Here is an 18,211-nt window from a genome sequence, read left to right as displayed (position 1 = left end):
GTCCGACCTATCGGCCGGACCAAAGGCTCACCAATGAAGAAAAACATCCCCTCCAGCCTCATCGTCCCCGGCCACCCAGACCACGACCTCCTGTCATCACTACAAGTCGAAATCACCGCCCGCGCGGGCGGTACGCTGACACTGGCGGATGACTTCCCCGCCATGCTGCGGACCTGCATCGATGATGTAATCATGACCCCCAAAACCGGGCGGCGCTGCTATGAAGAGCTGGAGAAGACCGAAAAAACCTATATCGGCACCCGCGTCGAAATCGAACTGCGCGCTTTACTGCGCCTGAAACGCGGACGGCTGGACACGGTCATCCTGGACCAGGATGTCGACATCAAAAACACAATGGGCAGCAACTGGATGATCCCAAGTGAGGCGGTGAATCACGTTTGCATTCTGGTCGCCGCAGACGAAGCGCGCGCCCGTTGCTATCTGGGGCTGGTGGTGGCGCGACCCGATTATCTAACCGCCGGAAAAAACAAAGACGGCAAACGCTCGATCTCGGCTGATGGCTTCCAGCATATCCTTTGGCTGCTCTGTGACCACCCCTACCCCGCCAACTTCTGGCGCACCGTGGACGAGGACATCGTGGAACAAATCTTCTCCTGTGACACTGGCAACGCCCGTATGGCGGCATTGTTTCGCGCGATGCAGAACCAACCGATCTCCCGAGACGTGGTTGAGGCGGTGGCGATGCAAAAAGACTTCATGCGCCGGGTGCGCTCAGACAAGGGCCACGGAACGCGTGATCTACTGGAGCAAGACGGCATTCTGCTGCTGCAAGGCCAGTTGCACGGCCAGTTGATCAAGGCAATGGATCTGCCCCATTGTTCACCGGCCGAGTTCATCTCTTGCCGCCCAACGACCGCTTTGCAACACCGTATGGCGGCGCAGGCCGGTTTCAATCTGCCGCAGATTGCCGGTTAACAGTGAAAACTCCATCCACACCATTTTTTTCCATTTTACCTCTTGCGGCGCGGGCCGGGAAATTCTATTCAGCGCCTCACCAACGGAATGCGGGCGTAGCTCAGGGGTAGAGCATAACCTTGCCAAGGTTAGGGTCGAGAGTTCGAATCTCTTCGCCCGCTCCAGTTGGACCATCCCTTGATACGGATGGAGATCGAAAGGCCGCCTTCGGGCGGCCTTTTCGCATTTCACCTGTTGATATCCTCTTAGCAAAAAATCTCATCCCACAGCCGCTTTCCCTCTTGCGGCATGCGCCGTGACACCCTATTCACCGGCTCACCAACGGAACGCGGGCGTAGCTCAGGGGTAGAGCATAACCTTGCCAAGGTTAGGGTCGAGAGTTCGAATCTCTTCGCCCGCTCCAGTTGGATCATCCCTTATCGGATGACGATCGAAAGGCCGCCTTCGGGCGGTCTTTTCGCATTTTCGCAGGCAAATATTGATCACATGAAACTTTTGATCAAATTCCTTTGACGCCGCGCCTCAAACAGGTCAATCCTGCCATCAAGCACCCGCGCCACAACAGGAGTTCCGGCATGTCCCCCGTCATTTACCCCACCACCAATTTCACCGCCACTGAACAACTGTGCCTGACGCATGGTGAAGGCATCTATGTCTACGACTCCGACGGCAATAAATACATCGAAGGCCTGGCCAGCCTGTGGTGCACCTCGCTGGGCTACAGCAACACCGAAGTGATCGATGCTATCACCACACAGCTGAACAAGCTGCCGTTCAGCCACACCTTTGGCGGCAAGACCCACGCACCGATCATGGAGCTGGCCGACAAGCTGCGCGCCATGGTGCCAGTCGAGGACGCCTATTTCTTCTTTGGCAACTCAGGCTCTGACGCCAATGACAGCCACTACAAGATGCTGCGCTATTACTTTAACGCCATCGGCAAGCCGGAAAAGCGCAAGATCATCACCCGCGAGCGGGGCTATCACGGTGTCACCGTCGCGGCCGGCTCAATGACCTCGCTGCCCGCCAATCTGGCGCATTTCGATGCCCCGCTCGAGGCCTTAGGCGTATTGCGCGCCGAATCGCCGCATTACTACACCAACCGCAAGGGCAACGAGACTGAGGCGCAGTTTGTCGATCGCATCATCCAGGCGCTAGAGGACCAGATCCTTGCCGAAAGCCCCGACACCATTGCCGCAATGATCGTTGAGCCGATCACCGGCGCCTCAGGCGTGATCGTGCCGCCTGAAGGCTATTATGAAAAGCTGCAGGCCGTACTGCGCAAACACGATATTCTGGTCTGGGCAGATGAGGTGATCACCGGATTTGGCCGCACCGGCAACGATTTTGGCTGCACCACCATGGGCATCCAGCCCGACCTGATGACATTCGCCAAGCAGCTCAGCTCAGCCTATTTCCCGATCTCGGCGGCAGTCATCCCCGGCTGGATGTACGAGGCCATGATCGAACAAACCAATCAGGTTGGTGTCTTTGGTCACGGCTATACCTATTCAGGTCACCCGGCCGCCTGCGCCGCCGCGTTGAAAACGCTGGAAATTTACGAGCGTGACAGCCTGTTTTCCCATGCAGCCGAGGTCGGCGACTATCTGCAGGCGCAACTGCGTGAAGTCTTTATCGAGCACCCCCTGGTCGGCGAAGTGCGTGGCAAGGGTCTGATCGCAGCGCTGGAGCTGGTGTCGAACAAGACAACCGGCGCCAGTTTTGACAAGGGTCTCGCCGGAGCGACCGCACAGAAGTTCTGTCAGGACAACGGCTTGCTGCTGCGCGCCGTCGGCGGCAATGCGCTGGCCCTCTGTCCGCCACTGATCATCACCCGCGATGAAGTGGACGCGCTGATGGGTAAGCTGAAAGCGGCAATCGACAGCACCTATGCCGAGTTGAAGGATAAGGGGCTAATCGCCAACTGAACAAAACCAAGGGCGGCGACTGACCCTGGGAGGGTGCTTAAGCGCCCTCCCGTTTTGCCGGAGGCAAACCTATGGTTTGACGGGGAGGGTCAGGCGCGGCCCGACCTAACGGCCGGACCAAACAGGGTAAGGTAAGGGTGCTATGTAATTCAAAACACCTTATAGGTCATTGTGGTCAGGGATCTCTCAATGCCCTCGATCACCAATAGGTGGTCATTGATATACTTACCGACATCCTCATCAGCAGGAATATATAATTTCATCAGCAAGTCATAATCGCCGCTGGTCGAATACAGCTCAGAGTGAATTTCCCGCAATGCAATATCCTCGGCCACCTTGTAGGTGGTACCGGGTCTGCAGCGTATCTGGATGAAAACACATGTGGACATAAAAAGCCTCGGGGGTTGTAGTATCTGTTGCACCCAAGCTGACACGCCGACCCGCCCGGCGCAATCCCCTGCCCCTTTTGGCAACACATGCGCAGCAATCACCACCTCGCCCTTGGCCACCCGGCCCCCTGCCCCTATAAGCGCCCCGGATGTAATAAGGATTTGCCACCATGCGCACAGCCAAGATCAGCCGTTCGACCAATGAGACCTCGATTAGCGTCGAGATCAATCTTGATGGCACCGGGGCTTACGACAACCAGACCGGCGTTGGCTTTTTTGACCATATGCTGGACCAGCTGTCGCGGCACTCGCTGATTGACATGACCATTCGTGCCAAGGGTGATACCCACATCGATGACCACCACACCGTCGAGGACACCGGCATTGCGCTGGGTCAGGCACTGGCGGCGGCGCTTGGCGACAAAAAAGGCATCCGTCGCTATGGCGAATGCCATCTGGCCATGGACGAGGCGCAGGTGCGTTGCGCCCTGGATCTGTCGGCGCGACCTTTTCTGGTGTGGAACCTGGACATCCCAACCCAGAAAATTGGCACTTTTGACACCGAACTGGTGCGCGAGTTCTTTACTGCCTTCGCCACTCACGGCGGCATCACCCTGCATGTGGACAAAATTCACGGCTTTAACAGCCACCATATCGTCGAAGCCGCCTTCAAGGCCGTCGCCCGCGCCCTGCGCCCGGCGGTGGAAACCGACCCGCGCAAAGCGGATGCGATTCCGTCAACCAAGGGGACGCTCTAAGCACCCCCTAAAGTCACCACTCAGGCTGCCAGCGCTGCGGACTGGCGCAAAGGCCGCCTGAGATACCACTCTGCGAAAGCCAGATTTGGCACCCAGCACAGCCAGGCCACCAGCGTATAACCGGCCTCTTCACCCAATGTGGCAAACAGCAGCGGCAGATATAGCCGCAGCGTCACGGCGGCAAATGTCAGCGCAGCGGAGCGAAACATCCAGCGTCGGTGTTCTGCGATGCGCCCCTGCCGGGCCAGCCAGATGCCATAACCGGTGCTGCCCAGCCACAGAACGCCCAAAATCCCAAATCCCCAGGCCGCCACTGGCCCAGCCGTGGTGCCAAAGGCCATCAGTATACTCCCCACTCCTGCCAGCAAGATGCTCAGCCCATAGGCCCGTCCAATCCAGCGGTGCACCTGCGGTCGCCGACTGCGTAGCCCCTTCCAAAATTGAAACGGCAGCAACATCAGGGCCACCGGCGCCAGGGTGATATGGGCAAAGAACGCCAGTCGGCGCTCAATCGCGTGGTAGGCAACAAACTCCATCGACAGCTCAACTCCCAGTGCCAAGAACCGCCACGAGGCCAGCGCCACCCCAAAACACAAGATCCAAACCAGAAACGCCCGAAACCGCAACATATACACCATGATCACTCCCTTACACTCCGCTAGACTTGACAGTGTAAAGATCAGATCAACTTGACACTGTCAAGTCAGCTGATAATTCTGCTGTATGACAACTGATCCAATCCAAAAACCGCACCACCACGGTGATCTCAGGACCGCCCTTGTTCAGGCGGGCATCGAATTGCTTGGCGAGGGCGGCAAGGAAAAACTGACTTTACGAAAGTGCGCCGCCCGGGCGGGTGTCTCCCATGCGGCCCCTGCGCATCACTTTGACGGTTTGGGTGGATTGCGCGCGGCGATCGCCCAGGAAGGGTTCCGCCTGTTTCGCCTGTCGATGCTGGCAGCCTGTGATGACGACAATCCCAGTGACCTGGACCGGCTTAAAGGCATCTGTAGCGGCTATTTGAACTTCGCGATCCAAAACCCCGCCCTTTTTGATCTTATCTTCAGCTCAGCGCCGATGGCCGGCTTGGAAACAGACCTTAAGCAAGGCACTGCATTTTCCTACGAAGTCCTGCGCAACGCCTGTGCCCCCTTTGTGCCGCGCGGTCAGGACCCCATGGTGATAGAGACACAGGTCTGGTCCCTGATCCACGGTTATACCCATTTGTACATGGCCAGCCGTTTTGGACCCGTTGACCTAACACAGCAGGCCCGCGGCCCGTTTGATGCGGTGATGGCCCTGCTCGACAGTCTTGATGGAACCGCGCCCAAGGCTTGACCTTTCGCCGCTTTCACGACAGGTGAGAGGCACCAAAACAAAAGGCCCGCCCCCATGCTGACTGCCATCATCGACTATGAATCCGGAAACCTGCACTCGGCCGAGAAAGCCTTTCAACGCATGGCGCGGGAAATGGACGCAGGCGACGTGGTGGTGACCTCGGACGCCGATGTGGTGGCCCGCGCGGATCGGCTGGTCCTGCCCGGCGACGGCGCCTTTCCGGCCTGCGCCACGGAACTGCGCGGCCATAAGGGCATCTATGACGCCATGGTCGAGGCGGTTGAGCAAAAAGGCCGCCCGTTTTTGGGCATCTGTGTCGGCATGCAGCTGATGGCCACCACCGGCCATGAGTATAACGAGACCGCAGGCATTGGCTGGATCAGTGGCGACGTGGTCAAGATCACCCCAACAGACAGCGCCCTGAAGGTGCCGCACATGGGTTGGAACAATCTGGTCATTGACAATGACCACGCCATCTTTGACGGCATCACCTCCGGCGACCACACCTATTTCGTGCACTCCTACCAGTTTCAGGTCTCTGACCCGGCAGAACGTCTGGCCCATGTGGACTACGGCGGCGAGGTCACCGCCGTGATCGGTCGCGACACCATGGTCGGCATGCAGTTCCACCCCGAGAAAAGCCAGGACGTAGGCCTGCGGATGATCGGGAATTTCTTGAGGTGGAGGCCTTAGGCGTCACCCAGACAACCTGAAGAACATTGCTGAAAGTGTTGCGCTCGGTGGAACACTGGGCAGCGCCTGACCTTCCCTGCGGGAAGGCGCTTTGCACCTCCCCAAGGTCAGGCGCGACCCATATTGCCAAAATTCAGGTTTTGAAGGTTCGTATGTTAGCCCTACAATCGGCATGTCCGAACCAAGGCTTAGTTGTCCTGCACTTGGAGCTCAGCTGATAGCCATAAAGCCATTTCTCGAAGGCTTGTTTCGCCAGGATTTGGCCTGACCATGAAGGTAAGTTCTTTTTCCTCGATGTACCGCGCTGACGTAATGTCTGTATTTTCAACCATTGGAACGAGGTGACAATGCGCATGTGGAATATCTCCTCCAGTAAAGAGAAAAGCCACTCGTTCTACACCCAGCAAAGACTTCTGGCAGCGGGCGATTGACTGCCCCAACAACATGATTTCTTGCGCGATGTCTTTGGGAAGATTTTCAAAATAGTCGTAGTGAGCAATGGGTATGATCTGAACATGCTCGGGCCTGATCGGGCCAATATCCAAAAAAGCGACCAGTCGATCGTTTCGAAAAACCTCGTGAGACGCGACTACGGAGTGCGCAATTCGGCAAAATAGACAGGGCTTCTGCATCAAAAGGCTCCAAGGAAGATCATAAATTCAACAGTATGCACCTTGCATTAGTGGCACAGTCGATTGTGGTCTCCAAATAATACACCACACTTGGCCCAAGAGCTTTTGCAGTCGCCTAAAACACAGACAGCCTAGCGCCAAGAATTACCCAACCCGCCGCAGGGCCACAGGCGCGACGCCATAGACGCGCCGGAACGCGCGGCTAAACCCCTCGGGAGAGCCATAGGCATACCGGCGCGCCACCGCATCAACCCGGTCGCCGCGCTGCAAATCCTGATGCGCCAGAATCAATCGCCAACGGCGCAGATAGCCCATTGGGGTTTCGCCGACCTCAGCCCCAAATAGCTCGGAAAACCGCGACAGCGACAATCCTGCCACTTCGGCCAGATCGGCAGTCGACCACAGCCGCCCGGGATGGTCGTGCATCGCCACGATCGCCCGACTAAGGCGCGGATCAGACAGCCCCGCCAGCAACCCCGGCTCGGTCGCGCCCTGCTCAATCTGTTCGCGCAGCAACCGCACCATCAGGATCTCACCCAGCCGATTGATCACTGACTGCGCCCCACATCGCGCGCCCTGTGCCTCGTCCAGCATCAGATGTACCAGGCTTTGCGCCTCGGCGGATTGGGTCAAATCATAGTTTACACGCGGTGGCAGCGCCGCCAAAAACGGATTGCGATGCCCCGACCACTCGACTTTTGCAGACAGGATCACGCCCTCTGTTGGCCCAATCGGCACATCATCTGCGGCAAAGAACACCACATGGCTTGGCGATCCATCCGCCCCGGACAGGGCAAACAGATTGGCCTCGTTAAGCTCTGCCGCGCGCACCGTAAGGTGAAACCGCTCCATCAATGTTGTCAAACGATCCATTTTCGGATTTTCAGTCATGTTTTTAGTATTTTACAGACTCTACAGCCTGACATACCCATTAACAAGCACTGACACAGGAGACCCCCATGCTGATCCCCCGCCACAAAACACCTAATCTATCTGTTCCAACTTTGGACAATGGCACCTTTGATCTGGCCACCGAGGCCAGCGAACGTGGCACCGTAATTTGCTTTTATCGTGGCCTCCACTGCCCCATCTGCGCCAACTACCTGAAAGAGCTGGAAAAGCGCGTCGCTGATTTTGCCGAGCGTGGTGTGACCTGCATCGCCATCAGCACAGACGGCGAAGACCGCACCCGTGCCATGGCTGACAAAATTGAGGCCAAGTCGCTGCGCTTTGGCTATGACATGCCGCTAAACGAGGCCAAAGACTGGGGGCTGTATATCTCGACCTCTCGTGGGAAAACCTCAATCGGCATCGAAGAGCCGGCCCTGTTTGCAGAGCCAGGCCTGTTCATGGTCAGCCCCGACCAGTCGCTGTACTATGGTTCGGTCCAGACCATGCCATTTGTGCGCCCGCATTTCTCGGAACTGGTTGCAGCATTGGATTTCGCCATCGCCAACAGTTACCCGGCGCGCGGCGAATACACTGGCGCTGTTTAACCCGACCTGCGGCAAGTGATGGACACCCTGCCCGGTTAAGGGCATACGGGCCGGACGCTTTCAAATCAGGTCCAGCCCGTGCAGATCCGTCTCGAAAAATTTGACCACTATCAGGGTCAGCACCGCTATTGCGTGCTGAGCCTGTATCAGACCCTGTTTGGCGACTGGTGCGTGGAACGGGTCTCAGGCCCACTTGGCGCCCCCGGCGGCCAGCAAAAACGCCTGTACCTCGGCACCTATGCCGAGGCGCTGAGCACAGTCGAGACCCACCGTGACCGGCAGGTCAAGCGTGGTTTTGTGCCGATTCCAGTGCAATTGGGCCTGTTGTAACCCCAGATTACTTGATCCGGGTCCAGTCTTGCCCCCGGCAGATCAAGCCACCTGCAACACAGCCTTTGACCTCCAGTGTATTACCGCTAAGCGACATCTTTGACGCATAGGTCTTATCAGCATCCGGAGCCCAGATTTTGCCGCCGCTGTAATAGCCGTCACCATTAGCACCCATATCCCACAGCATCTTCTTGCCCAGATGCTCATAGTCTGACTGAACCGCATTGTCTTTGTCATAGGCTGCCTGGATTACACCGCAGACATCACTGCCACAGGGCGCAATGGCCACATGCAGGTAACCACCGGTGTCACCCGGCGCAGTCCGCCATGTGCCCGTCACAGGATCCGCCGAGGCAGCGCCTGCCAGCCCCAGTCCAAAAACCATTCCCAAAACCAGATTTTTCATCGTCATTCCTCCCTTTGATAGCGTCACTGTGACCCAACCCGCCAATTTCAGGCAAGGTTGACTTGGGGTCGCGTTGCATTCCGGGGCCCGCTTGTGCAAAACACCGCCAAGAACTCCTGAAAGGCACAGCCATGATCCTCTATCCTGCCATCGACCTCAAAGACGGCCAAGCCGTGCGCCTGTTGCATGGGGATATGGACAAGACCACCGTCTTTAACGACAACCCCGCCGCCCAGGCACTCGAGTTCGTCGAGGCAGGTTGTGACTGGCTGCACCTGGTCGATTTGAACGGTGCCTTTGCAGGTGAGCCCGTCAACGCGGCCCCCGTCGAAGAGATCCTAAAGCAAACCAAGGTCCCAGCCCAACTGGGGGGTGGCATCCGTGACATGGCCACAATCGAGGCCTGGATCACCAAGGGCCTCGCCCGGGTTATCCTGGGCACCGTCGCGGTCGAAAACCCCGACCTGGTCCGCGAAGCTGCCCGCGAATTCCCCGGCAAGGTCGCCGTGGGCATTGATGCGCGCAATGGCTATGTGGCGACCAAGGGGTGGGCGACAGAAACCGACGTCATGGTCACCGACCTTGCTAAATCGTTTGAGGATGCAGGTGTTGCCGCCATCATCTACACCGACATCCTGCGCGATGGCGCGATGAAGGGCCCGAATATAACTGCAACGGCTGATCTGGCCAATGCGGTCTCGATTCCGGTGATTGCCTCGGGCGGGGTGTCGTCGCTGGACGACCTACGCGCGCTGAAGTCCTGCGGCGCCCCACTGAACGGGGCCATTTCAGGGCGCGCGCTCTATGATGGGGCTATTGACCTAAAACAGGCTCTGGCGGTTCTCAAAGACTGAACATGACCCGCACCACCAAAACGGAGCTGCCATCGCATTCCCTGCTGCATGATTACATTCAGCAGGGTGATTTTCTGGACTGCTACAAATGTCCCACAGCCCTGCCAGTGGACGACGCAGCCCAGCGTGCGATGGCCTTTCCGTCTTGGGCCAAAGGCCTGCTCCGACTGCGCAACATTCTTGTGGCCCCGCTCGGCCTCAAGAATGACTTCCCCGAAGGCAAGAAAATCGGCCCCTTCCCAATCGACCAACGCAATCAAAACGAAGTCATCCTTGGTCTGGATGATTCCCACCTCAACTTCCGTATTTCGATCCTGACAACGGGAACCGAGGCTTACTGCGCCACATGGGTGCACTGTAACAACCGGATGGGCCGCATCTATCTGGCCTCGATCATGCCCTTCCATGTGCTGATCGTACGCAACGCTGTTAGCCAGATCTGGCGCCCCGATATCAAATCCCTATGACTTGGTCGCTGCCGGGCCTGTTCCTGATCTCCTTTTCCGCCGCCACCCTGCTGCCCGGCGGCTCTGAGGCCGCCCTGCTGCTGCTCGCCGCCCAAGACACCTATTCCACAACGCTTCTGCTGCTGGTCGCCAGCACCGGCAACATCCTCGGCTCGCTGGTCAACTATGCCATGGGCCGTTACGCCTTGCACTTTCAGTCACGCCGTTGGTTTCCGGTAACGCCCAATCAACTGGCCAAGGCACAAATCTGGTTCAACCGCTGGGGCCAATGGTCAGTACTGGGCGCATGGCTCCCCATCATTGGCGATCCAATTACCATTGCCGCCGGGGTGATGCGAATGAACTGGCTCACTTTCCTGGCCTTGGTCACCTTCTCCAAGACCCTGCGCTACGCCGCCCTGCTGGGCCTGTTCAACGTCCTTGTCTGAGCACTGGAAATCCGCTGCCCAACCCTCTATGAAAGCGCCATAACAAAGGGCGAACCATGCTGAAAACTCGTATCATCCCCTGCCTGGACGTCGCCGATGGCCGCGTTGTCAAAGGTGTCAACTTTGTTGGCCTTCGCGATGCGGGCGACCCTGTTGAAAGCGCCAAGGCCTATGACGCGGCTGGCGCAGACGAGCTGTGCTTTCTGGATATCATGGCCACCGAGGAAAACCGCGGTACCATGTTCGACGTGGTCCGCCGCACCGCCGAACAATGCTACATCCCGCTGACGGTCGGCGGAGGTGTGCGTACCCGCGAAGACGTGCGTGCCCTGCTGCTGGCTGGCGCAGACAAAGTCTCGTTCAACTCAGCCGCCGTTGCCAACCCCGATGTCATCGCTCAGGCCGCCGACCAATTTGGCAGCCAGTGTATCGTCTGCGCCATCGATGCCAAAACAGTCGCCCCCGGCAAATGGGAGATTTTCACCCATGGAGGCCGCCGCGAAACCGGCATTGACGCGGTGGATTTCGCCCGCACAGTAGTCGCCAAAGGTGCCGGTGAAATCCTGCTCACGTCGATGGACCGCGACGGCACCAAATCCGGCTTCAACCTGCCCCTGACCCGCGCCATTGCCGATGCCGTCAACGTGCCCGTGATTGCCTCCGGCGGAGTCGGCAATCTGGACCACCTTGTCGAAGGCGTCACCAAAGGCCGTGCCAGCGCCGTGCTCGCTGCCTCGATTTTCCACTTCGGGGAATACACCATCGCCGAGGCCAAGGCCCATATGGCCGCCGCCGGTATCCCAATGAGGCTGACGTAGTGAACTGGGAGGACTGCTCCCTTGAAGAAGACCTGCGCACAGACACGCCCTGTGACTGCTGTGCCTCCACGACATCGGAAATAACTGGTAACATCCTGCACCTGAATTCTTTTCACTCATGGTACACAGTACGCTGGTCTGACGCGCATCTAGGCATCCCGATGCTCATTACTGTTTATACCGGGGATTGGAACGAAGATGCCGCGCCAAACAGCCGCTGGGCGACGCGTATTTCGGTCGACCTTGCCGACAAAGCTGGGTGTTCGCTCATGGATTGGTCTCAGGCGGATCTCAACGGCATTACGATGTTCACCCCACTGAACCGCAATGACGTACTGAACACAGAATACGCCCCGCAACTCTGGGCCTGCGTTGACGCCATTTTGATGAAAGAAAGCCGACTGGAGCATATGCATCAATGACCCTTCTCCACGACCTCGCCGCCACCATCGACGCCCGCAAAGGCGCTGACCCTTCCAGCAGCTGGACCGCAAAACTGCTATCTAAAGGGCCGGAAAAATGCGCTGAAAAATTCGGCGAAGAAGCCATCGAGGCCATCATCGAAGCGGTGAAAGGCGACCGGGAGAAACTCACCTCCGAAGGCGCCGACGTTCTCTACCACTTCCTGGTCATGCTCGCCGCCCGCGATGTCGCCCTGGATGATGTCCTGAACGAACTGGCCCGCCGCCAGGGCCTCAGCGGACTGGACGAAAAAGCCGCCCGCCCGAAACCCTGATCTTCATCTTTTTAAAAATACTCTGGGGGAGAGGCCGCAGGCCGAGGGGGCAAAGCCCCCATGCCATAAATCACTAACCTTTGCCACTCGCCTACAATTTCGACGAAATTATCCCCGTCGCAAACCCGCCCATCCGCAACTCACCATGCAAACGCTGATATTCGATCTTTGGACACAGGTTCTGCACAACGGCCACCCCGCGCGCCTCCGCTTTTGCCGCCGCTGCCGCGTGTTCAACACCTATCTGCATCCAAATCGCCTGCAGATCAGGGAAAGCCGCCAGCGCCTCATCAACAATGTCTGGCACCGCCTCAGAGCGGCGAAAGATATCCACCATATCCACCGGCCCTTCGATCGCAGACAGGTTTTCCTGCACCACTTCACCAAACAGTCGCTCGCCTGCGTGCCGTGGATTGACCGGGATGATTCGAAACCCTCTCAGGCCCAGATACCGCGCCACAAAATAGCTGGGTCGCAGGGGATCCATCGACACCCCAACCACCGCCACTGTCTTGGCGCGGCGCAGGATATCACTCAGATACTGATCGCTATAAGTCGTCATGACCGGACCCTACGCCGACGACATCCCCAAAGGGAAGCCCACAAAAAATGCGCCCAGGTGATAGCCCGGGCGCAAGGTCTGGAACGAGGGACAGTGAAAACAGATCCGCGGTGGTTCCGCACCGCAGTCAATACTGAATATGGAGCGAAAGTGCCGAAGTTAAAGGTCAGCTCGCATTATTGTGAGCGCCTCAGTCCTGCCGCAAAACATTCGGCCAATTGCCATGCGCCATAACGATCAGATCAGACATCTCACTGCGCCAAATATCCTGCACTTCTGGGCTGTACAGCAGATACAGCTCATCATCGACAATTTGCCAGGCTTGCGGACTACCGGATAACAAATAGCCCTGCGAAACCGCATAGGCACAATATCCACCAAACACTGGCGCATAGGCGCGCGGGTCAGCTTCGAACCGACCCTGATTGTCAGCCGACACAAACCGCCAGACCGCGCCCTTCCACATCACCGCATGATCCGACAGCCCCTGAACCGCGCGCCCTTCGACAAAAAACGCCACGGTGTCATACCCCGCGACGGCCAACCCCTCTTCAGCATGAAACATCGGCTGATCCGCCAGCGCTGGGCGCGCCGGATGAAACAGCAGGGCAAGGGCAGCAAGAAAGGCAAAGCGCAGCAGCAAAAGAGACTCCATCCCAAAGGTAAGCCGGGCCAATGTGCCGGATCAGCTCGGCTCTGCCTAGGGACGATACGAAGATGTGATCCCTCCGTAACGGTTCTGCGATCAGATGTTATCGCTCAATCGAGGCGTAAAGCGCCAGCGCTGCGGCATTCGACACGTTCAAAGAGCCGAATCCGCCTGCGGCATCGATTTTGACCAGTTGATCCACGGTTTCCTTGGTCTTTTGCCGCAACCCCGGCCCCTCGGCCCCCAACACCAGCGCCACCGGACGATCCCGACGCCCGTCCAGCGCGGTCTCGATAGTGACCTCCGCCTCACCATCCAGCCCCAACACGATGAACCCCATGTTCTGCAACTCAACAATGGCATCCGACAGGTTGCGCACCCGCACATAGGGCTGACGCTCCAGTGCACCACTTGCCGATTTGGCCAAGGCCCCGGTTTCGGGTGCCGAATGGTGACGGGTCCCGATCACAGCACTGGCCCCCAACACCTCAGCGGTCCGCAAAATGGCACCGACGTTGTGCGGATCGGTCACCCGGTCCAGCAACAACACCCGTGGCACCTCGGCGCCAATGCAACTGTCGGCCAAACTGCCCCACTGCAGCGGCTTCACTTCCAGCACTGCCCCCTGATGCACCGAATTGGAATCAATCGGGGCCTTAAAGTTGCGTGGGTCCACCACTTCTGGCTCAATCCCGGATTCGGCAATGGCGTCCGCCAGTTTGCTATGTGCGTTTCGCGTCACCATCAAATGCAGTTTCTGACGCTTTGGGTTCAGCAGCGCATCACGCACCGCGTGCAGGCCAAACAGCCAGACAGTTTCCGCATCCGCAGCCTTCTTGGCCTGTTCTTTTTCAACGACCCATTTTGGTTTCTTAGTCATCTTGCTCTCCGGCAAAAAGGATTTTTGAGCCATCGAGAAAAACCTGTGATTTTCCGGTTGACGCTCCGTTGGTGCGCTTGTAGTCACGCCCCACATCAGGTGCAACAGTCACCTGATAGTGGGCGACAGGCCGCAAGGTGTGGCAGGGGACTGTAACTCCCTCGCGGAGACGCACGCCTGGTTCGATTCCAGGGTCGCCCACCACTTCTACCGTTATGGAGGAGTGGTAACACAGTGCACGGACCCATTCTGCAAAGAACCAATACACCGTGACTTCAATACCGGGTAAATTATCTCATCTGCTCTTTGGCGTGTATTCCCATGAGCAAGAGACTGGGCCAGAGCAAATAGACCTCAATCTCTATGTTTTCCCCGAAGGATAGCAGCAGGAAGACAAGCATGAGGCCCAAGGGCAGCGTCCCCCTGTTTGACCGCACCGTGTCACTGGCTGCCATCCAGAACTGCCAGAGAAAAGGGAGCAGCAGCGCAAGAAAGCCAGCCACACCTTTGACAAACAACAGACCGTACCACGTGTGATGGCTGCCTATCGGCATATACTCTACGATATGAGAGCCAGGGGCGACGCGTCCGTGGCCAAACCAAAATGCCTCGCCCTGCCAGCGCTCGGTTGCGATGCGTTGTAAGGTTGCGCGCACGCGCGAACTGTCGGCGCGTGCGGATTTGAATGCATAAACACTGGCTTGGGCCGATGTGATCAGCCAATCGGCGATCATGCCTGCCACAACCAAAAGACCCGCTACGCCCTGCCAGGCCCAGGATTGCGCTGTCAGGCGCAGCAGACGCGGGATAGCCGGGCATACGACCAGCCCCACCAGCCCCATGCGTGACTTGGAAGCCAAAATGAGAAGGGTCCCGGCACACACACCAATCGTTTTCCAGCGACGATCGCTTTCTTCAAGCGCAAACAGAACCATTGTGACCCCCAGTAAGGCCGCGAAGGGCGACCATGGGGCGTAGAACTGCCAGCGGGGCGCTCCACTGGCAGGGTCCAATGTATATAGGAATACGGTAAAATACTCGGGGCCAGGCCCCCCAACCGCCTTGAGTGGCGACACAAAGATACGTTCGGGAAGGCCGATGTAAGGCGCGACCAGCATAAGCGGCGCCAGCGCCAGTATCCATAGCCCGACAACACATTGCCCACGCACTAGAATTGCGCGCCGGATGGGCAGAACCGCGCCCGCCAAAGGGAAAAGCGCCATAAGCGCCCAGCCCTTGGCCCAGCCGATGGTAGATCTGATGATTGACTTCAGTCCGAACTCAAAATTCACATGCCCGATCCACAAGACGATCAGCATCGCCGCCATGCCGATGATCCAAGCCCAGACGACCGGCGGAATTGACCGGGTGACCCGTAAATCTTCCCGGACTGCAGCCCCCAAATAGGCAACCACAATGGCCAGACACCCAAGCATCCATCCCAGGACCGGGCCAACGATATACAATGCGCCGAAGGCATAAAAGGGCCAGGTCCAGACCAAAGTTTTGTAGACGATTTTTTCAGCCGGGTTCTGTGGAATGATCTTGTTCATACCCGGCGCTCTTCGCGGCGCGCGATCAACCAGTTGATCATTCCAAAGCGAGCCCAACCCAGAATGAGTGAAATGATCACGCAAACCGTGGCCGCAACACCAAGGGCAATAGTCACCAGCCGTCTAGGCGAAGATGGCTTGAGCGGTAGCGAGGGGGCTTCAAGCACCTGAACCAAAGGGTAAGACGCATAGACGTCCACCTTGGAGGACTGCCCGCGCGCAATGGCCGAAGTGAAAACGGCTTCGGACACCCGAAAGTCGCGCTGCAGATCTTCAAGCTGGGCGGCCATCGGTGCAATTTCTTCCAGCTTCTGCCGTTCCTCCTCGCATCGTGCATTCAGGGTTTCATACTCTGCGCTGGCGCCCAGCCGCGCCGCCTCGCTGCGCACCAGATCCGCCAGCAAATCTGTACGATTTCCCTTTTGCGACATTTCCAGGTTTTCGATTTCGGATACGCTGAGCCCAGTGCGAACCACAGCGATTGAGACAAGAGAATCCTGTGCGAGCGTGTATTGGGCTAGTGCCTCAACCACACGCGGGTGTTGATTGCCATACTCTGACCGGGTTTCGGCAAGCTGGGCGGCCTTATTCGAGGCATCCTTGGAAAACGTAAGGTAGCCGTTGTCAGAATAGAGGTTCAGAACTTTCGCAGCTGTTTTTGCGGACAGGCCCAGCGTCGCCTCCAGTGCCTGGACATAGGCGGTCTTTTCAATCAATCGGGCCTGTGCGTTTTCGGTCAGGACACGCAGGGCATCATTGTCACTCACCTGGGCCGAAAACTGATCCTTGGACAGAAACCCAGTTTCCTGCTGCAGGCGGCCGATGTCGGCACGGGTTGCAGCCACCGATGTTCTGTATTCTTCAATCGCCGAGACAGCGCTTTGCTCTCGCATGCTAAGCTCGTCGTTTCTGAGTAAGGTCAATTCGCTCTGAAAGGCCTCTAGAATGGCCTCGGCCCGCAATTGCGCCTCGGTCGCGCTATGGCCTGTCATCTGCACCCGGATCAATCCGGTTTGATCAACCAGATCGATTGAGGGCGCGGGCAGGTCGATGACAGGTAAATTTAAACTGCGGGCCGCTGCCAAGCGGATTCTATTAGCCGTAATAAGCCGCTTATATGTTTGGGTTGGACTGACAGAGTCGGAAGCAAAGGCTGAAGAAGCATAAGACGACGCCTGCCCAATGCTTTCCAAATTAACCGAGGCCGAGGCCCCTGATCCGGGCAAAATCAGCGCCATGTGGGACGTGTATTTTGGTGGGGTTGTGGTCAGATAGGTGAAAATCGGCATCCAGATACCAGCACACCACATAAGGAAAAACGTCGTATACCTGCTGCAACGCCAAAAGAAATTACGCGGCTTGCGCGGTAGGAATTGGGCGTTCGGGTAACCGTTATTGGCCTTTTGGGCAGGCTTGAGTGTCGCCTTGGTCGCGCCGTGCTTATCTGAACCTTTGCGGAATGCAGCCAAAAACACCATTATCTCTTCTCTCTGAAAACTCTTTCAGATTGAGAATACGGGGTCTGGCTTAAGACCATTGATCACATCGGCATCAGAAGCGCCGCAGGTGGATGTCTCTCTACCCGAATGGATAGCCGCAGATCAAAAAAGACCGGCATCTCTTGCAACCAGCGCCGCCTGTGTTCGGTTCGACACGTCCAGCTTACGATAGAGCGTTTTGACGTGAAGCTTGATGGTCGGCTCAGACAGTTCCAGATCGCGCGCGATTTCCTTGTTGGACTTTCCTTCAGACAGTCCCTGCAGCACCTGGCGCTCGCGGTTGGTCAGTTTGTCCAGGATCGGATGACTGACCTCGTCTGCTTCTGCGGTCATGAAATCAAGCGGTGCATATTTTTCACCCATCGCCATGAATTTGATCGCATTGACCAGAGATTTTGCAGGCAGGGTTTTGGGAATAAATCCGATGGCACCCATCTCAAGCGCCTGTTCGGCAATCTCACGATTGGCCTCACCTGACATCAAGGCGACCCGGTGAACACCACTGATTTCATTGGCCTCTTTAATCCCATTCAGCCCATTCATGCCTGGCATATTATAGTCCAGGAGAACAAGATCATAAGTCCACTCCCCCTTTAACAGGATGCAAGCCTCGTCAAAATCTGCCGCTGTATGCAACTCGATCCCATCTTCGCTCTGCATAAAGGCACCAAGTGCATCCCGCAGGAGTTCATGATCATCTGCAATTAAAATTCGCACCACAAAACCTCATCTAAAAAGAAACTTACCTTCCATTCTAGGCGCAAATGGTGAGGTCCGTGAGAAAATTTAGACCAGATTTCTATCCAAATGGATAATGCGCCCCTGCCTATGGGGAATTTGGCAGCCGATAATCCCGAAC

At 57.3% G+C, this 18,211-nt stretch carries 24 protein-coding genes and 3 tRNA genes; 16 read left to right on the top strand and 11 right to left on the bottom strand.

What is annotated here, in order from left to right:
* Nucleotides 1-33: 33 nt before the first annotated feature.
* The 4 genes from EBB79_RS05990 to EBB79_RS05975 all read left to right on the top strand — a co-directional run bounded on the left by EBB79_RS05990 (nucleotide 34) and on the right by EBB79_RS05975 (nucleotide 2,864).
* Complete coding sequence (locus tag EBB79_RS05990) at nucleotides 34-936, top strand: NaeI family type II restriction endonuclease (protein ID WP_127748054.1); 903 nt, start codon at nucleotides 34-36, stop codon at nucleotides 934-936.
* 89 nt (nucleotides 937-1,025) lie between these two features.
* Nucleotides 1,026-1,100 (top strand) — tRNA-Gly (locus EBB79_RS05985).
* Nucleotides 1,101-1,264: 164 nt separating this feature from the next.
* A tRNA-Gly gene (locus EBB79_RS05980) sits at nucleotides 1,265-1,339 on the top strand.
* Nucleotides 1,340-1,511: 172 nt separating this feature from the next.
* The gene (locus EBB79_RS05975) at nucleotides 1,512-2,864 is read left to right on the top strand and encodes an aminotransferase (protein WP_127748053.1); all 1,353 of its coding nucleotides are present in this window, start codon (nucleotides 1,512-1,514) and stop codon (nucleotides 2,862-2,864) included.
* A 149-nt stretch (nucleotides 2,865-3,013) separates the two neighbouring features.
* On the opposite strand, the gene EBB79_RS05970 is transcribed toward EBB79_RS05975, so the two are convergent.
* Nucleotides 3,014-3,253, bottom strand: a complete 240-nt coding sequence (locus EBB79_RS05970) for an Lrp/AsnC ligand binding domain-containing protein (RefSeq protein WP_127748052.1) — start codon at nucleotides 3,251-3,253, stop codon at nucleotides 3,014-3,016.
* Between the two features lie 170 nt (nucleotides 3,254-3,423).
* On the opposite strand from EBB79_RS05970, the gene hisB reads away from it, so the two are divergent.
* Nucleotides 3,424-4,011 (top strand): imidazoleglycerol-phosphate dehydratase HisB, encoded by a 588-nt coding sequence (gene hisB / locus EBB79_RS05965; protein ID WP_127748051.1) that lies wholly within the window; start codon nucleotides 3,424-3,426, stop codon nucleotides 4,009-4,011.
* Between the two features lie 20 nt (nucleotides 4,012-4,031).
* Here the strand turns inward: hisB and EBB79_RS05960 are convergent, their stop codons facing one another.
* Entirely contained in the window at nucleotides 4,032-4,649 is a 618-nt protein-coding gene (locus EBB79_RS05960) for a DUF2306 domain-containing protein (RefSeq protein WP_238705008.1), read from the bottom strand.
* Between the two features lie 85 nt (nucleotides 4,650-4,734).
* Between EBB79_RS05960 and EBB79_RS05955 the strand changes: the two genes are divergently transcribed.
* Together EBB79_RS05955 and hisH are read left to right on the top strand one after the other, a co-directional pair.
* Nucleotides 4,735-5,349 carry a TetR/AcrR family transcriptional regulator gene (locus tag EBB79_RS05955; protein WP_127748050.1) on the top strand — a complete coding sequence of 205 codons (615 nt, stop codon included), beginning with the start codon at nucleotides 4,735-4,737 and terminating at the stop codon, nucleotides 5,347-5,349.
* A gap of 54 nt (nucleotides 5,350-5,403) precedes the next feature.
* Nucleotides 5,404-6,042 (top strand): imidazole glycerol phosphate synthase subunit HisH, encoded by a 639-nt coding sequence (hisH, locus tag EBB79_RS05950; protein WP_127748049.1) that lies wholly within the window; start codon nucleotides 5,404-5,406, stop codon nucleotides 6,040-6,042.
* Between the two features lie 188 nt (nucleotides 6,043-6,230).
* On the opposite strand, the gene EBB79_RS05945 is transcribed toward hisH, so the two are convergent.
* A complete protein-coding gene (locus tag EBB79_RS05945) occupies nucleotides 6,231-6,674 on the bottom strand; it encodes an HIT family protein (protein WP_127748048.1) in 444 nt (147 codons plus the stop codon).
* A gap of 144 nt (nucleotides 6,675-6,818) precedes the next feature.
* On the bottom strand, nucleotides 6,819-7,547 hold the full coding sequence (locus EBB79_RS05940) for a helix-turn-helix domain-containing protein (RefSeq protein ID WP_127748047.1): 729 nt from the start codon (nucleotides 7,545-7,547) through the stop codon (nucleotides 6,819-6,821).
* 86 nt (nucleotides 7,548-7,633) lie between these two features.
* On the opposite strand from EBB79_RS05940, the gene EBB79_RS05935 reads away from it, so the two are divergent.
* Both EBB79_RS05935 and EBB79_RS05930 read left to right on the top strand, forming a co-directional pair.
* Nucleotides 7,634-8,170, top strand: coding sequence for a peroxiredoxin-like family protein (locus EBB79_RS05935; protein ID WP_127748046.1), 537 nt, complete (start codon nucleotides 7,634-7,636; stop codon nucleotides 8,168-8,170).
* A 78-nt stretch (nucleotides 8,171-8,248) separates the two neighbouring features.
* Nucleotides 8,249-8,500 carry a WGR domain-containing protein gene (locus EBB79_RS05930; protein WP_127748045.1) on the top strand — a complete coding sequence of 84 codons (252 nt, stop codon included), beginning with the start codon at nucleotides 8,249-8,251 and terminating at the stop codon, nucleotides 8,498-8,500.
* A 7-nt stretch (nucleotides 8,501-8,507) separates the two neighbouring features.
* Here the strand turns inward: EBB79_RS05930 and EBB79_RS05925 are convergent, their stop codons facing one another.
* On the bottom strand, nucleotides 8,508-8,906 hold the full coding sequence (locus EBB79_RS05925) for a DUF2147 domain-containing protein (protein WP_127748044.1): 399 nt from the start codon (nucleotides 8,904-8,906) through the stop codon (nucleotides 8,508-8,510).
* A 131-nt stretch (nucleotides 8,907-9,037) separates the two neighbouring features.
* Here EBB79_RS05925 and hisA point away from each other — a divergent pair, with 131 nt between their 5' ends.
* From hisA to EBB79_RS05895, 6 genes are all read left to right on the top strand, one after another.
* Nucleotides 9,038-9,760, top strand: coding sequence for a 1-(5-phosphoribosyl)-5-[(5-phosphoribosylamino)methylideneamino]imidazole-4-carboxamide isomerase (gene hisA, locus EBB79_RS05920; RefSeq protein WP_127748043.1), 723 nt, complete (start codon nucleotides 9,038-9,040; stop codon nucleotides 9,758-9,760).
* 2 nt (nucleotides 9,761-9,762) lie between these two features.
* Nucleotides 9,763-10,227 (top strand): DUF2867 domain-containing protein, encoded by a 465-nt coding sequence (locus EBB79_RS05915; protein WP_127748042.1) that lies wholly within the window; start codon nucleotides 9,763-9,765, stop codon nucleotides 10,225-10,227.
* Nucleotides 10,224-10,655 (top strand): YqaA family protein, encoded by a 432-nt coding sequence (locus EBB79_RS05910; protein ID WP_127748041.1) that lies wholly within the window; start codon nucleotides 10,224-10,226, stop codon nucleotides 10,653-10,655. The genes EBB79_RS05915 and EBB79_RS05910 overlap by 4 nt, the downstream gene beginning before the upstream one ends.
* A 56-nt stretch (nucleotides 10,656-10,711) precedes the next feature.
* Nucleotides 10,712-11,473 (top strand): imidazole glycerol phosphate synthase subunit HisF, encoded by a 762-nt coding sequence (gene hisF / locus EBB79_RS05905; protein WP_127748040.1) that lies wholly within the window; start codon nucleotides 10,712-10,714, stop codon nucleotides 11,471-11,473.
* 161 nt (nucleotides 11,474-11,634) lie between these two features.
* On the top strand, nucleotides 11,635-11,895 hold the full coding sequence (locus tag EBB79_RS05900) for a hypothetical protein (protein ID WP_127748039.1): 261 nt from the start codon (nucleotides 11,635-11,637) through the stop codon (nucleotides 11,893-11,895).
* Nucleotides 11,892-12,209 (top strand): phosphoribosyl-ATP diphosphatase, encoded by a 318-nt coding sequence (locus EBB79_RS05895; protein WP_127748038.1) that lies wholly within the window; start codon nucleotides 11,892-11,894, stop codon nucleotides 12,207-12,209. The genes EBB79_RS05900 and EBB79_RS05895 overlap by 4 nt, the downstream gene beginning before the upstream one ends.
* A 91-nt stretch (nucleotides 12,210-12,300) precedes the next feature.
* On the opposite strand, the gene EBB79_RS05890 is transcribed toward EBB79_RS05895, so the two are convergent.
* The 3 genes from EBB79_RS05890 to rlmB all read right to left on the bottom strand — a co-directional run bounded on the left by EBB79_RS05890 (nucleotide 12,301) and on the right by rlmB (nucleotide 14,300).
* Nucleotides 12,301-12,771 carry a CoA-binding protein gene (locus EBB79_RS05890; RefSeq protein WP_127748037.1) on the bottom strand — a complete coding sequence of 157 codons (471 nt, stop codon included), beginning with the start codon at nucleotides 12,769-12,771 and terminating at the stop codon, nucleotides 12,301-12,303.
* A gap of 190 nt (nucleotides 12,772-12,961) precedes the next feature.
* Nucleotides 12,962-13,426: a YHS domain-containing (seleno)protein gene (locus EBB79_RS05885; protein ID WP_127748036.1), complete on the bottom strand. Its 465-nt coding sequence runs from the start codon at nucleotides 13,424-13,426 to the stop codon at nucleotides 12,962-12,964.
* A 97-nt stretch (nucleotides 13,427-13,523) separates the two neighbouring features.
* A complete protein-coding gene (gene rlmB / locus EBB79_RS05880) occupies nucleotides 13,524-14,300 on the bottom strand; it encodes a 23S rRNA (guanosine(2251)-2'-O)-methyltransferase RlmB (RefSeq protein WP_127748035.1) in 777 nt (258 codons plus the stop codon).
* A gap of 120 nt (nucleotides 14,301-14,420) precedes the next feature.
* Here rlmB and EBB79_RS24370 point away from each other — a divergent pair.
* Nucleotides 14,421-14,504 (top strand) — tRNA-Tyr (locus EBB79_RS24370).
* A gap of 86 nt (nucleotides 14,505-14,590) precedes the next feature.
* On the opposite strand, the gene EBB79_RS05875 is transcribed toward EBB79_RS24370, so the two are convergent.
* From EBB79_RS05875 to EBB79_RS05865, 3 genes are all read right to left on the bottom strand, one after another.
* Nucleotides 14,591-15,853 carry an O-antigen ligase domain-containing protein gene (locus tag EBB79_RS05875; protein WP_127748034.1) on the bottom strand — a complete coding sequence of 421 codons (1,263 nt, stop codon included), beginning with the start codon at nucleotides 15,851-15,853 and terminating at the stop codon, nucleotides 14,591-14,593.
* Entirely contained in the window at nucleotides 15,850-17,142 is a 1,293-nt protein-coding gene (locus EBB79_RS05870) for a GumC domain-containing protein (protein WP_127748033.1), read from the bottom strand. Before EBB79_RS05870 ends, EBB79_RS05875 begins: the two co-directional genes overlap by 4 nt.
* A 312-nt stretch (nucleotides 17,143-17,454) precedes the next feature.
* A complete protein-coding gene (locus EBB79_RS05865) occupies nucleotides 17,455-18,069 on the bottom strand; it encodes a response regulator transcription factor (protein WP_127748032.1) in 615 nt (204 codons plus the stop codon).
* Between the last annotated feature and the right edge of the window lie 142 nt (nucleotides 18,070-18,211).

Source organism: Parasedimentitalea marina (assembly GCF_004006175.1).
In the GTDB taxonomy this organism is placed as follows: domain Bacteria; phylum Pseudomonadota; class Alphaproteobacteria; order Rhodobacterales; family Rhodobacteraceae; genus Parasedimentitalea; species Parasedimentitalea marina.
The sequence above is the reverse complement of the archived record's forward strand: the minus strand, read 5'-3'. Positions and strand labels throughout refer to the sequence as shown.

Bases quoted from the DNA above. Each gene is read 5' to 3' on its own strand.
- EBB79_RS05990 (WP_127748054.1), top strand. From the start codon at position 34: ATGAAGAAAAACATCCCCTCCAGCCTCATCGTCCCCGGCCACCCAGAC.
- EBB79_RS05975 (WP_127748053.1), top strand. From the start codon at position 1,512: ATGTCCCCCGTCATTTACCCCACCACCAATTTCACCGCCACTGAACAA.
- EBB79_RS05970 (WP_127748052.1), bottom strand. From the start codon at position 3,253: ATGTCCACATGTGTTTTCATCCAGATACGCTGCAGACCCGGTACCACC.
- hisB (WP_127748051.1), top strand. From the start codon at position 3,424: ATGCGCACAGCCAAGATCAGCCGTTCGACCAATGAGACCTCGATTAGC.
- EBB79_RS05960 (WP_238705008.1), bottom strand. From the start codon at position 4,649: ATGGTGTATATGTTGCGGTTTCGGGCGTTTCTGGTTTGGATCTTGTGT.
- EBB79_RS05955 (WP_127748050.1), top strand. From the start codon at position 4,735: ATGACAACTGATCCAATCCAAAAACCGCACCACCACGGTGATCTCAGG.
- hisH (WP_127748049.1), top strand. From the start codon at position 5,404: ATGCTGACTGCCATCATCGACTATGAATCCGGAAACCTGCACTCGGCC.
- EBB79_RS05945 (WP_127748048.1), bottom strand. From the start codon at position 6,674: ATGCAGAAGCCCTGTCTATTTTGCCGAATTGCGCACTCCGTAGTCGCG.
- EBB79_RS05940 (WP_127748047.1), bottom strand. From the start codon at position 7,547: ATGGATCGTTTGACAACATTGATGGAGCGGTTTCACCTTACGGTGCGC.
- EBB79_RS05935 (WP_127748046.1), top strand. From the start codon at position 7,634: ATGCTGATCCCCCGCCACAAAACACCTAATCTATCTGTTCCAACTTTG.
- EBB79_RS05925 (WP_127748044.1), bottom strand. From the start codon at position 8,906: ATGAAAAATCTGGTTTTGGGAATGGTTTTTGGACTGGGGCTGGCAGGC.
- hisA (WP_127748043.1), top strand. From the start codon at position 9,038: ATGATCCTCTATCCTGCCATCGACCTCAAAGACGGCCAAGCCGTGCGC.
- EBB79_RS05915 (WP_127748042.1), top strand. From the start codon at position 9,763: ATGACCCGCACCACCAAAACGGAGCTGCCATCGCATTCCCTGCTGCAT.
- EBB79_RS05910 (WP_127748041.1), top strand. From the start codon at position 10,224: ATGACTTGGTCGCTGCCGGGCCTGTTCCTGATCTCCTTTTCCGCCGCC.
- hisF (WP_127748040.1), top strand. From the start codon at position 10,712: ATGCTGAAAACTCGTATCATCCCCTGCCTGGACGTCGCCGATGGCCGC.
- EBB79_RS05900 (WP_127748039.1), top strand. From the start codon at position 11,635: ATGCTCATTACTGTTTATACCGGGGATTGGAACGAAGATGCCGCGCCA.
- EBB79_RS05895 (WP_127748038.1), top strand. From the start codon at position 11,892: ATGACCCTTCTCCACGACCTCGCCGCCACCATCGACGCCCGCAAAGGC.
- EBB79_RS05890 (WP_127748037.1), bottom strand. From the start codon at position 12,771: ATGACGACTTATAGCGATCAGTATCTGAGTGATATCCTGCGCCGCGCC.
- EBB79_RS05885 (WP_127748036.1), bottom strand. From the start codon at position 13,426: ATGGAGTCTCTTTTGCTGCTGCGCTTTGCCTTTCTTGCTGCCCTTGCC.
- rlmB (WP_127748035.1), bottom strand. From the start codon at position 14,300: ATGACTAAGAAACCAAAATGGGTCGTTGAAAAAGAACAGGCCAAGAAG.
- EBB79_RS05875 (WP_127748034.1), bottom strand. From the start codon at position 15,853: ATGAACAAGATCATTCCACAGAACCCGGCTGAAAAAATCGTCTACAAA.
- EBB79_RS05870 (WP_127748033.1), bottom strand. From the start codon at position 17,142: ATGCCGATTTTCACCTATCTGACCACAACCCCACCAAAATACACGTCC.